Origin of the sequence: Ruegeria sp. SCP11, from assembly GCF_040329455.1 — a bacterium.
Classification (GTDB): Bacteria; Pseudomonadota; Alphaproteobacteria; order Rhodobacterales; family Rhodobacteraceae; genus Ruegeria; species Ruegeria atlantica_E.
In genome coordinates, this window is sequence record NZ_JBDZYG010000013.1 from 138,935 (window position 1) to 152,711 (window position 13,777).

A 13,777-nucleotide genomic window follows, 5' to 3' on the forward strand; every position below is an offset into this window, starting at 1 on the left:
GCCCGTTATTGTGGGCACGCGCTGTGAGTGGTCGGCTTAATTCAGCTCGACGCCGTAGGCTTCTTTGAGCCAGTTCAGAACATAGGCTTTGGCGTTATCATCGACGTTTGTCGCGGTTTGCAGTGCCGACTTGGAACCGTCACCTACAAACACCGGATACTTGCCCACGCGCTTCGACGAGATGTCAGCAAAGTCGCCGCGCTCGGTCACAGCCTGAAACGCTGCGGTGTATGCGTCGACTACCTCCCGGGGTGTATCACCGGGCAGGAAGGCCAGTTTCTGGACCGGGAAACCCGCTACAAAGAATGCTTTCCATGCATCCCATGCTTCACCACTGGTTTCACAGCCATCGGTTGCTTCGCAAACTTCTTTGAATGTCGGGATGTCCGGGAAGGTCGGGTCACGAACGATGTTGCCATCCGCATCCAGAGCCCCCCAGGTCATCATTGGAACGGCCTGACCGGATTCAACCAGCGGGGCCGAACCACTCAGGTAGCCGGACGAAGTTTGATAATCGATATTGGCTTCGCCGCGCTCAAACATTAGGCGACCGTCACCGCGGCCTTTGATGCCGAAGACGGGCTCAACATTCATGCCCAGCATTTGCCATGCCAGCAGCGGCACAAGGTCCAAACGGGTTGCGCCCTGCGAACCGTAGATGAAATTGATGTCTTTCAACGCATTCGCGGAGCCATCAAACTTGGCACCATCCTCCGCGTTCAGATACGCCACACCACCGGTTCCGGACGCCATGACCGGAATCCAGTCGTTGTATTCGTAGCGCACGCGCGGGTCGCTCAGCAGATAAGGAAACTGAGTCGAGCCCGAAGTACCGAACAGCAGCGTGCCATCGTCATGGCTTTGCTCCTGGAACCAGTTGGCGCCCTTGGTCGAACCTGCGCCCGGCATGAATTTCACGACCACGGTCGGCTGACCCGGCAGAGCCTCGGACAGTAGCGGCGCAAAGAAGTTGGCCCATTTGGCCGAACCACCCGTTTCCGAGAACGGGATGACCCATTCGATGGTCTTGCCCGAGAAATCAACCTCGGCAGCGGCTGGTGCAGCGATGCCGGCGGCGGCGATCAGCCCCACGACGGCGCGACGGGTGAATTTGGAAATGGTCATTGGTTCCTCCCTTTTGACCAGACAACCACGCAAGCGCCTCTCGCGCCACTGTGATCGCAAATAGAACTGTGGGGTTGATTCCCCCTCCCATCTGGCAATCATGGAGCGCCAACCTTGCGTGAAACTTGCAGGAGACCCGATGCGGATCGTCATCGTTGAGGATAATGAGACCCTCGCCAACGCAATTGCCTATCGCCTGCGGGATCGGGGCCATGCCGCAGATGTGCTGACGGATGGCGACACCGCAGATCTGTATCTGGAGCAGGAAGGCGCAGACCTGATCGTTCTGGATATCAACCTGCCGGGACGGACAGGGCTCGAGATACTGCGGTCCCTGCGCAACCGCGGCGACAGCGCCCCGGTCATCCTGCTGACCGCACGCACAGAGACCAGCGATCGAGTTGCAGGTCTGGATACGGGCGCGGACGATTATCTGGTGAAACCCTTCGAAATGGATGAGCTTGAGGCCCGCATTCGCGCGCTGTCCCGTCGCAAACAACTGGATTACGGCGCGCGCGAGATCATCGGAAACCTGGAATTCGACCGCACCACCCGGCAGGTCAGCGCAAACGGCCAGGTGCTTGACGTACCGCGCCGGGAAATGGCCGTGCTTGAATGCCTGTTGGAGCGACGTGGCAGGCTTGTGCCCAAAAGCCAGCTGACCGACTACGTCTACGGTGTGGGCGCCGATGTCGAGGATTCTGCCGTCGAACCTCATGTGTCTCGGTTGCGTAAGCGGCTTCAGAACCTTGGCATCAGGATCAAGACGGCTCGTGGCCTTGGGTATCTGCTTGAGGTAGAGAAGTGATCAGACATGGTTCTCTCCGGCTCCGGCTTTTCATTCTGATCCTGACGCCGTTAGTGCTGCTTGCAATCCTGCTTGGGTATTGGCGCTACACGGTTGCCCAGCAAACTGCGCAAGAGCTTTTTGACGACAGCCTATTGTCCGCCGGTCTGGCGATCTCGCGCGATGTAGCGATTTCAGAGGGCGATGCCCTGTCGCCAACCACGCGCAGCTTGATCCGCGATGCATCGGGCGGAGAGATATTCTATCACGTGACCGGACCCGGTGGTATCTACGTAACCGGTTATGCATATCCACCGGCCTCCGCGAACCCGTCGAAACAAGACGCATACCAACCGCAGTTCTTTGAAGCGGTATATCGTGATGAGCCTGTGCGTGTGCTGAAAATGACCGAGCGGATCACACTGGATAATCTGGTAGGCGATGCGACGGTCACGGCCTGGCAACGCATCGCGGACCGTAACGCCTTTGCCAATGAGTTGTCGATCCGCGCTGCGATCCTGATGGGTATCTTGCTGACAACTCTGGCTATTGTCGTCTGGTTTGGTGTCGCGCGAGGTCTACGGCCCTTGTTGGATTTGCAAGATGCGATTGATCAGCGCTCTCCTGACGATCTAGGTGAGATCAAACGGCCGGTCCCGTTCGAAGTGCGAGGCATCGTCCAGACCCTGAACCGGCTGTTTGGGCAGGTTGAACAAAGTATCAACGCCCACCAGGTTTTTATTTCCGAAGCCGCGCATCAGTTACGCAATCCAGCTGCGGCAGTCCAGTCTATGGCCGAGGCGCTGCGGGATGCTCAAACGGATTCAGACAGAGACAAACGCATTGTTGAGCTTGTAGCGGCAGCCAAAAACTCGGCCACAGTGGCAGAGCAATTGTTGTCGTTGGAACGGCTTAGGCTACCAACGCATCAGGATCAGATGGAAACGATTGATTTCCGCTCGGTCGTGGAAGAGGCCTGTGCAGAGATGGGCGTTCACATCCTCGCAAAGGGTATCGAGTTTGAGGTCACGATGCCAGACTCACCGATCATGGTCGCGGGTGACCGAGTATTTCTTACAGAGGCAATAAAGAACCTACTGGATAATTCAATGAAACATGGTGGCACTGAGCTGACCAAAATTTTAGTTGTGCTGCAACGGGATCGGGACACTGCCCGGCTGAGTGTGGCCGATGACGGCGTTGGCCTTTCACCCGACCAAAGCGACGCGGCCTTCAGCCGGTTTTCTCAACTGGAGCCCTCCGAAGGAAGCGGGTTAGGGTTGTCGATCGTTTCCGCCGTAGCGCAACGCCACGGAGGTCAGGTATCAATCAACCGTGCTGTACAGGGAGCAAGCCTTACGCTTGAGCTTCCGGTGGTTCATTAGATCTTTTGTTGCGCTGCACAATATGCGTCACGCCTTTACTAACAGGGATTTTTTAACGATCGCAGCAAACGGCAGCTTACCGCCCTTTTCTTCGCAAAACCAGTTAATTGAATTCCCGATGGAGCATGCAATGTATGGCAGCAAAGGTCGGAGAATATCATTTGCCGTCACGTACCCCACGGCTTCGTTGGCGCGCCAAGGTTCGAGCACGTTAGACGGGCTCATCGCCCTTGCAAAATGGGCGATTTCGGCGACGTGAACCGCTTCGCATTGGAGGTGACCATTACACGCGCCAGCGCGGTTTCCGTTTTCTGCCGGCTCATTGCTTCGAACGTAGGATAGGTCTGGGCGTCGATGTCCAAAGTTGTGATAACCTTTGTGTTCACTTTTGTCTTTGCGCCAATCGACGCCGGTATCTTGTCAGTTTTGATGTCAATGTCCGAAGTCTCAAGCGACGGTAGCTCGTCCCGCTGTGTGGCTCTCGGTCTCCTGCTGCGCAGCGCCCTCGCGAGGGTTCCCTGCAGGTCCGCGTCGTCGGGATCGAGGCGCAATGCAGCCTTGGCCACAGCCAATGCGTCATCGGTCAGATCAAGCTTCAATAGCGTGCGCCCAAACAGGGAAAAGAGTTTCGCCACGTTCAAGGAATTGTTCAGCAAGCCGGCGCCGGTCTTTTTTGCCTCGCCCGCGTTCATTTGCCGGGCTACGAGCGCACGCCCCAGTCTGAGCCATATCTTGAGCGAATTTGGCTGGCGCCCCAATAGTTTTACGAACTCTCGGTAGGCAGTATCGTTATCGCCCTGTCTTGCGGCTGTTACCGCGTGCAAGTAGCGCACACGCGAGGCGTTCGGCTCAGCATTCAGAATTTGCGCGAACCCGCGCTTTGCCGCAGCCAGATCGTCGGCTTTGTAGAATGCTAGGGAACGCTTCCACACGTATCGCAGGCAACGCCGATCAAGTTTGTTACCAAGATTTTTACCGCTTTGTGTGATCAGCAGCAGCGACCGGATTTTTGCGTCCTTCGATCCGAAGGAGTACTTGTAAGGCTCGTCGCCGCGAAGGAAATCGTATTTTGTGAAGCCTTGCGAAATGGCGTGCCGAATGGCGTAAGAGTGAAGGACCAAACCCGGCGGTGGGCCTTTGAAGGTCGTATCACGTGCACCGACATAGAAATTGTAAGCCATGCCTTTCTGGTCAACCAATATGCTGAACACGCAAATCGGGCGGTCTTCATGCCAAAGCATTGGCATGAATAACGTATTTGTTGCCCAAGCTGTCCTGAGCATTCTGCGTTGGGTTTTCAGAATGATGTTCAGTCGGTCGCCTTTGCGTTCACCCCATTTGTCGGTCCACAGCCGGAGAAGAGTTTCAATATCCCGGCCAAGCGTTTCGCTGGTAGTATGCGTAAAACGATACGCGTCCGAGGCTTCTACCTGACGCAGAAAGCGCCGGATTTTTTGGCGAGTGTTTTTACTGACTCTTTGACTAAGAAACTCGTCCCAATCTCCTGGAAGCATCGTATGAGGGCATACCCCGTTATTGACGCCGTCGGGTTCGATCATTTTCAGGTGCTTCAGCTCGAGGCTTTCACCCGAGAACGCCCTGAGGAACAAGTTAAGCCGTTTGTATGAGGTCGGGAGGTTGAGAAGACGGAGGCGCCGCCAGTTCATCTCTTGCAGCTTTTGAGCAAGTGCGGGTATGGCCGTCTCTTCAGATTCAGGTCTGCAGAGCAGGCCGTTATAGTCCGAAACATAGTTCCCGGACAAATTAATCTCATTATAGAACCCTTCGGAATCGTGCTTGGTAGCCAGCCGAATCGGAAGAAAGGCTACATATCCTGGGTCGCCATGAGGCGCCCGGACAGCAAGAACAAAGCTACTGGCACCTGCACTTTCCGAAGTTCCGAAAAGCCATTCAAATGACAGAAAATAATTGGCCTCGGGATCTGCCTGATAGACGGCATCCCATTGCGATCGCAACTCAGTGATTGCGGTTCGCCCCTCAATCAATTCTACTCGCACAGCATCACTCTCTAACAAAAAGCACTCAAAACAACTGACAGTCAGTATAGCAGCTTATTCAAAAATATCTATTCTTGCGGATTTCAGCCCGAGGCAATGCCAAGTTGTTAAGTGGCGACAAGGAGATTTTGGGGGAAACTACCTTCAGGTACCCGTTTCAACCGCATAGTTTGTCCAGATATCGAAGGCACCCGATTGAGCGCGACAGAAAAAAGTGCAAAGAAACTATCGCAGCAGAGGTGCAAGGCTGGGCGATATCAGATCGCTGTTGGCGAGTAGTTTCTGGTTCCCGTCTGACGATATGACACGACCCACGATGTTCTTCCATCTCCGAGGGCTTGCTGTCGATGACATGATGAAACAGGGCGAGATCGCGTCAGGTTTCGGCAGTCTCCAAACGAATTCGGATCGCCTAGGCGCCTTTAGACCGCAGCAGGATCCTGTGCCCAATGTTCCGCACTTTGTCCACGCAGGTGGGCAGGTAGCTCTTTAACACCTTCCTGTGTTTAATGTCTGGTTATGTGGTTTCGCAACGCGCTGGAGCCCACGTTCCACAGCGGCATGTAGCTTGATTGTCCGAATTGAGAAAAACAACCAACGGCAGCTTAGGGCTCTTACCGCCCATCGATGCCAATCGCAGAGAATGGAAGCAGTGAACCCACAGCGGTCCCCTCGACATCGCGCAAGGTTGGTCATTTTAGCGGCTCAAAGACGACTTCTAAGACCTTGGGGGCTTTCGCGTTACAGCTTCCCAAGACTAGTCACTTATTCTCAATTCCGCATTTTCTCACTCCGTTTCCCCTACCCCGTCGGCTAGTGAGGCCGATGTTTGTGAAGCAGCGGCCTGCCTGACTGTACCAGACGGCGTTTGAGCAGGAGTACCAATTGGGAAACTACGGGAGGTTTGACCCTGCTGGTAGATTGGAGATAGATCCTCGTATGGCTCAGTACCCTATCTTATGGACGTTCCGTCGCTGCCCATACGCGATAAGGGCCCGCCTAGCATTGGCGAGTTCACGAGTTAGAGTCGAACTGCGCGAAATTCTTTTACGAGACAAACCAGAGGCCTTCTTACAAACATCCCCATCCGGAACAGTGCCGGCGCTGCGACTTCCAGATAAAGTTTTAGATGAAAGTCTGGAAATTATGATTTGGGCGCTCCAACAAAATGATCCGCAGCGGCTTTTGGACATGCCTCAAGAAGGTTGGGGCCTAATTGCGGCAAATGATGGTCCATTCAAGGCTGCCTTGGATCACACAAAATACGACACGCGGTATCCGGATTTAGACGTCAACGAGGAACGCAGGAAAGCGGCGAGCTATTTGCTCAGCCTCGACGAGCGGTTAGTCGGGCGGGCCTGGCTTTTCGGGGATCGCCCCACTCTCGCCGATCTGGCGCTTCTACCCTTTGTTCGCCAGTTTGCACATATAGACCGGGCGTGGTTTGACGCACAGGAGTGGCCTAATTTAGTGGCATGGCTGGATCAATTCCTGGGCAGCGAAGTATTTTTGCTGGTGATGAATAAGCACGCAACCTGGTCAGAAGGCGATAAGCCGATTTGGTTCAACGGCTGAGCCTAACACCTCGTATCACAGCCCCTTCAAGCCGTTTACTCATCGCGCTGGCGTCGTAGTGCGGCCCTTCATTCCTGCCATTCGCTGCAATTGGACAGTCTGGATAGGCTTAAATTCATACATATATCCCTCGTGGTTGATCCGGCTAGAAGGGTGGATTCCATTGTTTCGAGTTCTCAGGTAATACGTATTGATGGATATCGTCGTCATTACGACCGTCATCACTTCTCTTTTTGTTGTAATCGGCGTGGCGGAGCCATTGGCCGCACGGTTACGCATGCCTTTCAGCGTTATGCTCGCCGTCCTGGGGGTAGTGATTGGGCTTGGCGCGACATTCTTTCTCAACACCGACCTGACGGATGTACTGAATCCGGGGGCGCAAGCGATAATTGATCTGCCGATCCGGTCCAACGTATTCCTCTATGTTTTCCTGCCAACGTTGCTCTTTCAGGCAACACTCGGCATGAACCTGCGCAGGATGCTGGACGACTGGATGCCCATCCTGATGATGGCCGTTGTGGCAGTGATCGTGGCGACACTTTCCATTGGCTACGCGCTCAGTTGGGTAAGTGCGCTACCGCTGGCTGCCTGCTTGTTGATCGGTGCTATCGTGTCGACAACTGATCCCTCGGCGGTCGTCAGCATTTTTCGATCAATCTCGGCGCCGCGCAGGCTGTCCCGGATTATTGAGGGCGAAAGCCTACTTAACGATGCAGCTGCGATTGCTCTTTTCGGGCTGTTCATGAGCTTTGTCATGCTCGGGAGACCTGATCCATTACTAAGCGAAGCCGTGGGGCAGTTTCCGCTGTTGATCGCAGGCGGTGCACTTACCGGTTGGCTCATGGCGCGTATGGCGGTTTGGCTAATGGCTTTCGTAGACCGCTGGGAAATGGCGCAGATTTCAATTTCCGTTGCGCTGCCGTATCTCGCCTATATCCTTGCAGAACAAAGCGTCGGGGCTTCAGGTGTCATCGCAGTTGTGGCGGCAGGCCTTACTCTCAACCTGACGGGCCCCGGTCGATTGTCACCGGTCGCTTGGACAAATCTGCAAGAAGTATGGGACCTTCTGGCTCATTGGGCCGGAGCGCTGATCTTTATTCTAGCAGCATTGCTGATACCGAGATTGTTAGAAGGCGTGCGGCCGTCTGACTTTGGCCTGTTGGTTGTAGTAGTTCTTGCTGCAACATTCGCGCGGGCGGCGGTATTATTCGGGTTGTTGCCATTGCTCACGGCAATCGGTCTGTCGCCAGCTGTAGAACGCCCTTATCGCACTGCGATGCTGTGGGGCGGGCTGCGGGGGGCCGTGACTTTGGCGCTGGCTCTGGCCGTTACCGAAAGCACGCATATCCCGCTCGAGACCAAGCGTCTGGTCGGCATCCTGGCCACTGGTTTTACGCTGTTTACACTGATTGTTCAGGGAACAACCTTGCGCACGGTGATCACAAAACTTGGGCTCGACAGGCTCTCTCCGCTTGATACGGCCCTTTCACGTCAGGTGGTCGCGGTCGCCTTGCAATCAGTGCGCGAGGACGTGTCCCGCACTGCAGAAAACTACAACCTGACCCACGATATCGTCAGAAACGAAGCCAAACAATTTAGCGAACGCCTCGATAAGGCTGTAAAGGCCGCCGAAGACAGCGCTCAGATCCTTGATCGTGACCGGATCACGCTTGGCCTTATTGCGCTGGCCGGCGCAGAACGGGATTCCGTGTTGGCCCGAATGCGAGAGCGCACCATGTCATCAGTTCTGAGTGAGAAGATTCTGTCCGATGCTGATCGGCTCATTGAAGGCGCTCGGACCGGAGGTCGGATCGGCTACCAGCGCGCGTCAAATCGGTCCGTTGTTTACGGCAAGTCTTTTCGGATCGCCGTGTTTTTGCACAACCGGCTTCGAATCTCGTTCCCGCTCACTCGTATTTCAGCGGATCGGTTTGAAAGATTGCTCATGCAACGCCTGATTCTGCGAGATCTTGATGGATTTGTCCGTGGCCGCATACGCCGGATCCACGGCCGCCGGGTTGCGGAATTGCTTGATGACCTGTTGGCACGTCGATCCGAGATGGTTGAGACAGCACTTGACGGTTTGCGACTGCAATATCCAGGTTATGCCGAAAAGCTGGAGCGGCGGTTCATCCGACGGACGGCGCTGCGACTGGAAGAGCGTGAATACACGGTCATGCGCGAGGACGGCCTGATGGGTGAAGAGCTCTATTCGGTGTTGATGCAGGAAGTGGCGGCACGACGTGCTTCATCTGAAGAGCGTCCGGTACTGGACATCGCCCTTAAAGGACGGGATCTGGTCAGTCAGTTTCCGCTATTCTCTGATCTCGACAGAGCTTCACTGAGGAAACTCAGCAGGGCGCTGCGTACCCGTTATGCCAACCCAGGTGATACGATCATTTCCAAAGATGAATTCGCCCGAAGTGTATTCTTCATTGCTTCTGGGGCAGTCGAAGTGGAGTTCGGCAGACACACTACGCGGTTAGGTCGCGGCGAAATGTTTGGGCAATTGGCCATGCTAATAAAACGGCCCCGTCGCGTAAATGTGCGGGCGTTGGCTCCCTCGACACTGCTCATGCTCGACGAAGCGCGTTTCCGGCGATTGCTCCGGCGAAGTGAAGCCATGCGGAATTCCGTTAAGATGAGCGCAAACATGCGCATGATCGACCCCGCTGTGTTGGACCTGAATGAGCCCGAAAGATCTTCTGAACAAGGGTCCATTTCTTGAGAGGTCAAAAATTGGAAAGGAACCGCAACAGCTATAGTGTCATTTCAATGACGCCAGTCGGGTTCGGTTTTTGTTGATTGTTTGCTCCGTTTCAAAGCGCTTGGTCATTCGAAGCAGCCCCCACGACCCTCAACATCTCGGACAACCACCCCAGTTTCCGACCTCTCATTTTAGGAGCGTTAGTCAAGAAGTGCAGCTGTATGAAACCGCCGGACACACGATTTGCGATATATCTCGGCCCAGAGCCAACCTTGGGCATAGTCTTTGATCGTTGCAGTCGCAGCCCGCATTTCGGACCTTCGCCGTGGGCGCATAAATTCAGGTGGTCGAAGTCACGCGCCGCGCAAAAAAGGGTGAATTCGCTGCGCCTGCGAATTATCCTGCAGAGCTAATTCATGCAATTCGCGTCCAACCTGACTTCAGTAGTATGTGTTCCAACGGCCGCTTTCGCGGGATTTCGATTGGAACCCAGAGATTAAATCGACATAAGCCATTTCTTGAAAATTCTCACCGAAACCCGCTCCTGATCACCGTGCCGGCAGACGAAGTATAGTCCACGATCCAATGGAACACGGCTTTTGTCGAGGCGGATCAGCCGACCAAGTTCCAAGTCCCTCTCCGCCAAAAGATGTCTTGCCAACGCCACGCCTTGTCCGTCAATCGCCGCCTCCAACAGAACAGCACTGTCCACGTACTTGATGCTCTGCGAGTTGATCCGATCAGCACTCAGCCCAACTTGCGCGGCCCAGCTCTCCCATCCAACGTTGAAAGCATCGTGCAATAATGGGAGGTCTGCCACGTCATCCGCGCGCATAGGCAGTGGTACTTTCTCAACAAGGGACGGGGCGGCTACGACAATCAATTCTTCTTGTCTTATTTGTTCATGATATAGCCCTTCCCAAGCCGGTTTTCCAAACCGCAAGGCTACATCGACCTCGGATGTGTCGAAATCCGCAAAGGCATCATTTGTGTCCAGCAACAATGCGATACCCGGATGTTCCTTCTGAAACGAGTTCAGTAACGGAACAAGCCATTTGAGCGCCAGCGATGTGGACAAAGACAATGTAATCGACTGGCGGTGATGTAATCGCTTCACCTCCATTACGCCTAGCTGCAAAGCCGAAAATGCTCCGCGTGTTGATTGATGCAGGCGTTCCCCGGCCGTGGTCAGTTCAACGCCATTGGGGCGGCGGTGAAAAAGCGTCACGCCAAGATGCAGTTCCAGCAACTTGATTTGCCGACTGATCGCCCCGTGAGTGACGTTCAGCACATCCGCTGCCTTGGTCAAGCTGGAGTGGGTTGCAGTTTCGTCAAAGGCCTGAAGGGCACGAAGATGTCTGAGGTTTTCCACCATGTGAGAAAACCTAACAGCAATGTTCCAAAAATTCGATAGGCCTGCCTAATTTAGCGGGGTTACACTGACTTATCCTCAAAAAATCTCACGCAGAAATTTCTAAAGAAAGGAGATACCATGCCCGATACCAAAGTCGCGTTGATGACAGGCACAGGACAAGGTATTGGCCGAGGCTGCGCCATTGAAATGGCGAAGGCTGGCTACAAGGTCTCGCTTATGTCTCCGTCCAATCGCTCGGTTGAACTGGCGGAGGAACTCGGGGGCATTGGCCGCCGTGGCTCTGTTCTGGATGTCGATGACCTTCAAGAGATGATCGACGACACCATGAGCAAGTATGGGCGGATTGATGCAATCGTCAGCAACATGGGTCATGGCGGATCTGTACCTGAAGCCATCAAGACGGTGGGCTTCGACCCCGATTTCGACGGGCCGCTCTTGGAACTCAGCGATGAGCTTTGGCACGAGAGTCTGGACATGTACGTGCTGAACGTTGTGAAGATTGCTCGTATCGTCACACCCATCCTGATTGAACAAGGTGGCGGCGCTTTCGTTAATATCTCGTCCATGAACACAATCGAGCCGCGAGCGCCCTACCCTATGAGCATGTTGCGTGGCGCATTGCACAGTTTCTCAAAGCTCTATGGGGATCGTTATGCACGGCACAACATTCGCATGAACAACCTGCTCCCTGGGTTCTGCGAGAACGTGAACCTGTCCGAACAGGCCCGTCGGGAAATCCCTGCTCAGCGGCCAGCAACGTTCGAAGAAATTGGGCAAGCTTGCGTGTTTCTTGCCAGCGATGGAGCCCGGTATATTAATGGTCAGAGCATCCTTTCGGACGGCGGGATGAACCGCGCGGTTCGATAATAACGAGTCGGTGGAAAATGATTGTTACGGCACTCAAAGATATTCTTGGTACAGATCGGGACGTTTCCGGTCCGGGTTGGAATAGCAGAAGGTTACTGCTTGCCGCTGATGGAATGGGGTTTTCGCTGACGGATACGATCATCAAAAAAGGTGCAGTGCTGGAGCTTGAATACACCCATCATCTGGAGGCGTGTTATTGTATCGAGGGCAAAGGTCGGATCAGGGCGTCTGACGATGAAACCTGGCATTTCCTTGAGCCATTTACTGTCTACGCCCTGGATCAACATGACCGGCATTTTGTACAAGCCACTGGTGCCGATTTGAGGCTTGTCTGCATATTCAATCCGCCGCTCAGCGGGCGTGAAGTGCACCGCAAAGACGGAAGCTATGCTCCAATTACATCCTGATGAGCACGGCGGCATCTTTGTGCAAACCGGCCATACATGCGGTGTGCAACATGGGGCAAAATCGACCCAAAGCGGTCACTCGAAACGGTGCTGCCATTCTGCCGACGCGCCCACATTGCCGCCGTTCGCTGCATGAGCAAAAGAACCGGGGTCAATCATACCGACGATAGGTGTACTTTCCAGCCGATCTCTGCGTTTCGAGCGAGCGAACTGTTGTCGCCCATTCTCGGACATTCGTGCCAGAGGTAGAAAGATTCCGCCCCTTTGATCACAATGGGTTGTGGCCCCACCTTCTGCAAAATGCGATCTGTACGGGACTCGCGCGCGTACGGAAACCTCCTATAGCGTGTGGGAAATTGAACTTGCGCTTGACTACAGCGTTTACACCGAAGTCAATCCTTTGGGTGATCTCTCAGATCGACTAGACATTCTGGTGGAGACAGAACAGTTTCTCATTGGCAGTGAAGTGAAGGTAGATGCGGTCCTTGGCGACCAACAACTGGAACGATACACCGGCGCCCTAGCGCAACGCGCTAAAGATAGCCATGAGAAACCTCGGCTCATTTTTCTCGGTCCGAAGGCGCCGCTCAAGGCTCATTCCAATATTCCCATCAGCACTTGGCGCGACGTTGTTGGCGCAGTACGGCTTGCAGTCGGAGAAAACAGACTCGCACGCGAGCTTATTAGCCATTTCGGTAGCTACGCCGAAGATTTTTGAGGGCCAAAGGAACGAAGACGAAAGCATGATCTCACGATCCATTGTCGAGAATGTCTAACTTCTAGAGAAGGCGCTGCGATTCGAACAGAATCAGATGTCTAAGGCGCTTTCTGGTGCCATTCGGACGGCATTCGAAGAAAAAATCCAGCAGCCTGGCTGGCAGGGCGAGGTCGGCAAAGATCTTAAGGGCGACTTTTGGATCGCTCCCCTGGACTGGCGCGTCCCAGACGAGGATTTCGATAGTGAAAGAAGTTATGATCTCTTCTTCAAGTTGGATTTTGTAGGGGACGTTTACACGTGGACAGTTTATTTTTTGGGGACTGTTGGGCTGTTCGGTCCGGCTCGTTGCCGGGTTTGATAGACTGGTGAAAGCAACTCCTCAAAAACACCTCATTGACCACAGTGTTGATGTCCTAAAAACGCTCAGCAAGCAGGGTTTCCAGATCGATCGAAAGGAGCGTTCAATTTCGCTTCCAATCCGCATTTCTCGTGACGGTCTGGCCAACGCGTTCAAAGAGGATGACATGTCTCCTGTCCAAGTCCTCATCGACGCGACATTACAGAAGGTTGCTGACAATCGAGAGGCACTCGGGAAACTCATCTCGGACAATAGTCTTTGCTTCATCCAGTGCGTCCAGCGTGAAACGTATTGTGTTGTAGCTTCCTTCCCAGATTTGAAAGTTGGCTTCTGCATATCCAAGCTTTGCCGCAACAAAGTTTGGGTCTAGCGAGATTGCTTCCTCGTATAACGGCAGGGCTTTACCGATATCCGTGAAATCCTTGCTGTGCAGCAACCTATCGGCGTTTGCATAG

At 54.2% G+C, this 13,777-nt stretch carries 12 protein-coding genes; 8 read left to right on the forward strand and 4 right to left on the reverse strand.

Annotation, left to right across the window (positions count from 1 at the left end; genetic code table 11):
* Positions 1 to 36: 36 nt before the first annotated feature.
* Positions 37 to 1,125: a tricarboxylate transporter gene (locus ABLN94_RS18875; RefSeq protein ID WP_352995367.1), complete on the reverse strand. Its 1,089-nt coding sequence runs from the start codon at positions 1,123 to 1,125 to the stop codon at positions 37 to 39.
* A 139-nt stretch (positions 1,126 to 1,264) separates the two neighbouring features.
* Between ABLN94_RS18875 and ABLN94_RS18880 the strand changes: the two genes are divergently transcribed.
* Both ABLN94_RS18880 and ABLN94_RS18885 read left to right on the forward strand, forming a co-directional pair.
* Positions 1,265 to 1,933, forward strand: a complete 669-nt coding sequence (locus tag ABLN94_RS18880; protein WP_352995370.1) for a response regulator transcription factor — start codon at positions 1,265 to 1,267, stop codon at positions 1,931 to 1,933.
* Positions 1,930 to 3,297: a sensor histidine kinase gene (locus ABLN94_RS18885; protein ID WP_352995373.1), complete on the forward strand. Its 1,368-nt coding sequence runs from the start codon at positions 1,930 to 1,932 to the stop codon at positions 3,295 to 3,297. The genes ABLN94_RS18880 and ABLN94_RS18885 overlap by 4 nt, the downstream gene beginning before the upstream one ends.
* A gap of 221 nt (positions 3,298 to 3,518) precedes the next feature.
* Here ABLN94_RS18885 and ABLN94_RS18890 read toward each other — a convergent pair whose 3' ends face one another.
* A complete protein-coding gene (locus ABLN94_RS18890; protein WP_352995375.1) occupies positions 3,519 to 5,315 on the reverse strand; it encodes a GNAT family N-acetyltransferase in 1,797 nt (598 codons plus the stop codon).
* Positions 5,316 to 6,254: 939 nt separating this feature from the next.
* On the opposite strand from ABLN94_RS18890, the gene ABLN94_RS18895 reads away from it, so the two are divergent.
* Together ABLN94_RS18895 and ABLN94_RS18900 are read left to right on the forward strand one after the other, a co-directional pair.
* Positions 6,255 to 6,890, forward strand: coding sequence for a glutathione S-transferase (locus ABLN94_RS18895; RefSeq protein WP_352995378.1), 636 nt, complete (start codon positions 6,255 to 6,257; stop codon positions 6,888 to 6,890).
* A gap of 193 nt (positions 6,891 to 7,083) precedes the next feature.
* Positions 7,084 to 9,618, forward strand: a complete 2,535-nt coding sequence (locus tag ABLN94_RS18900) for a cation:proton antiporter (protein ID WP_352995380.1) — start codon at positions 7,084 to 7,086, stop codon at positions 9,616 to 9,618.
* A gap of 475 nt (positions 9,619 to 10,093) precedes the next feature.
* Here ABLN94_RS18900 and ABLN94_RS18905 read toward each other — a convergent pair whose 3' ends face one another.
* The gene (locus ABLN94_RS18905) at positions 10,094 to 10,972 is read right to left on the reverse strand and encodes a LysR substrate-binding domain-containing protein (RefSeq protein ID WP_352995382.1); all 879 of its coding nucleotides are present in this window, start codon (positions 10,970 to 10,972) and stop codon (positions 10,094 to 10,096) included.
* 117 nt (positions 10,973 to 11,089) lie between these two features.
* On the opposite strand from ABLN94_RS18905, the gene ABLN94_RS18910 reads away from it, so the two are divergent.
* The 4 genes from ABLN94_RS18910 (at position 11,090) to ABLN94_RS18925 (ending at position 13,322) form a co-directional block, all read left to right on the forward strand.
* On the forward strand, positions 11,090 to 11,839 hold the full coding sequence (locus ABLN94_RS18910; RefSeq protein ID WP_352995385.1) for an SDR family oxidoreductase: 750 nt from the start codon (positions 11,090 to 11,092) through the stop codon (positions 11,837 to 11,839).
* Positions 11,840 to 11,856: 17 nt separating this feature from the next.
* Positions 11,857 to 12,246 (forward strand): ectoine synthase, encoded by a 390-nt coding sequence (locus ABLN94_RS18915; protein ID WP_352995388.1) that lies wholly within the window; start codon positions 11,857 to 11,859, stop codon positions 12,244 to 12,246.
* Between the two features lie 346 nt (positions 12,247 to 12,592).
* Positions 12,593 to 12,964 carry a PD-(D/E)XK nuclease family protein gene (locus tag ABLN94_RS18920; protein ID WP_352995390.1) on the forward strand — a complete coding sequence of 124 codons (372 nt, stop codon included), beginning with the start codon at positions 12,593 to 12,595 and terminating at the stop codon, positions 12,962 to 12,964.
* A 94-nt stretch (positions 12,965 to 13,058) separates the two neighbouring features.
* Positions 13,059 to 13,322 carry a hypothetical protein gene (locus ABLN94_RS18925; RefSeq protein WP_352995393.1) on the forward strand — a complete coding sequence of 88 codons (264 nt, stop codon included), beginning with the start codon at positions 13,059 to 13,061 and terminating at the stop codon, positions 13,320 to 13,322.
* 199 nt (positions 13,323 to 13,521) lie between these two features.
* On the opposite strand, the gene ABLN94_RS18930 is transcribed toward ABLN94_RS18925, so the two are convergent.
* Positions 13,522 to 13,777: tetratricopeptide repeat protein (locus ABLN94_RS18930; RefSeq protein ID WP_352995396.1), on the reverse strand; the 256-nt coding region annotated here is incomplete at its 5' end.

Bases quoted from the DNA above. Each gene is read 5' to 3' on its own strand.
- ABLN94_RS18895 (WP_352995378.1), top strand. From the start codon at position 6,255: ATGGCTCAGTACCCTATCTTATGGACGTTCCGTCGCTGCCCATACGCG.
- ABLN94_RS18875 (WP_352995367.1), bottom strand. From the start codon at position 1,125: ATGACCATTTCCAAATTCACCCGTCGCGCCGTCGTGGGGCTGATCGCC.
- ABLN94_RS18905 (WP_352995382.1), bottom strand. From the start codon at position 10,972: ATGGTGGAAAACCTCAGACATCTTCGTGCCCTTCAGGCCTTTGACGAA.
- ABLN94_RS18925 (WP_352995393.1), top strand. From the start codon at position 13,059: ATGTCTAAGGCGCTTTCTGGTGCCATTCGGACGGCATTCGAAGAAAAA.
- ABLN94_RS18880 (WP_352995370.1), top strand. From the start codon at position 1,265: ATGCGGATCGTCATCGTTGAGGATAATGAGACCCTCGCCAACGCAATT.
- ABLN94_RS18910 (WP_352995385.1), top strand. From the start codon at position 11,090: ATGCCCGATACCAAAGTCGCGTTGATGACAGGCACAGGACAAGGTATT.
- ABLN94_RS18915 (WP_352995388.1), top strand. From the start codon at position 11,857: ATGATTGTTACGGCACTCAAAGATATTCTTGGTACAGATCGGGACGTT.
- ABLN94_RS18900 (WP_352995380.1), top strand. From the start codon at position 7,084: ATGGATATCGTCGTCATTACGACCGTCATCACTTCTCTTTTTGTTGTA.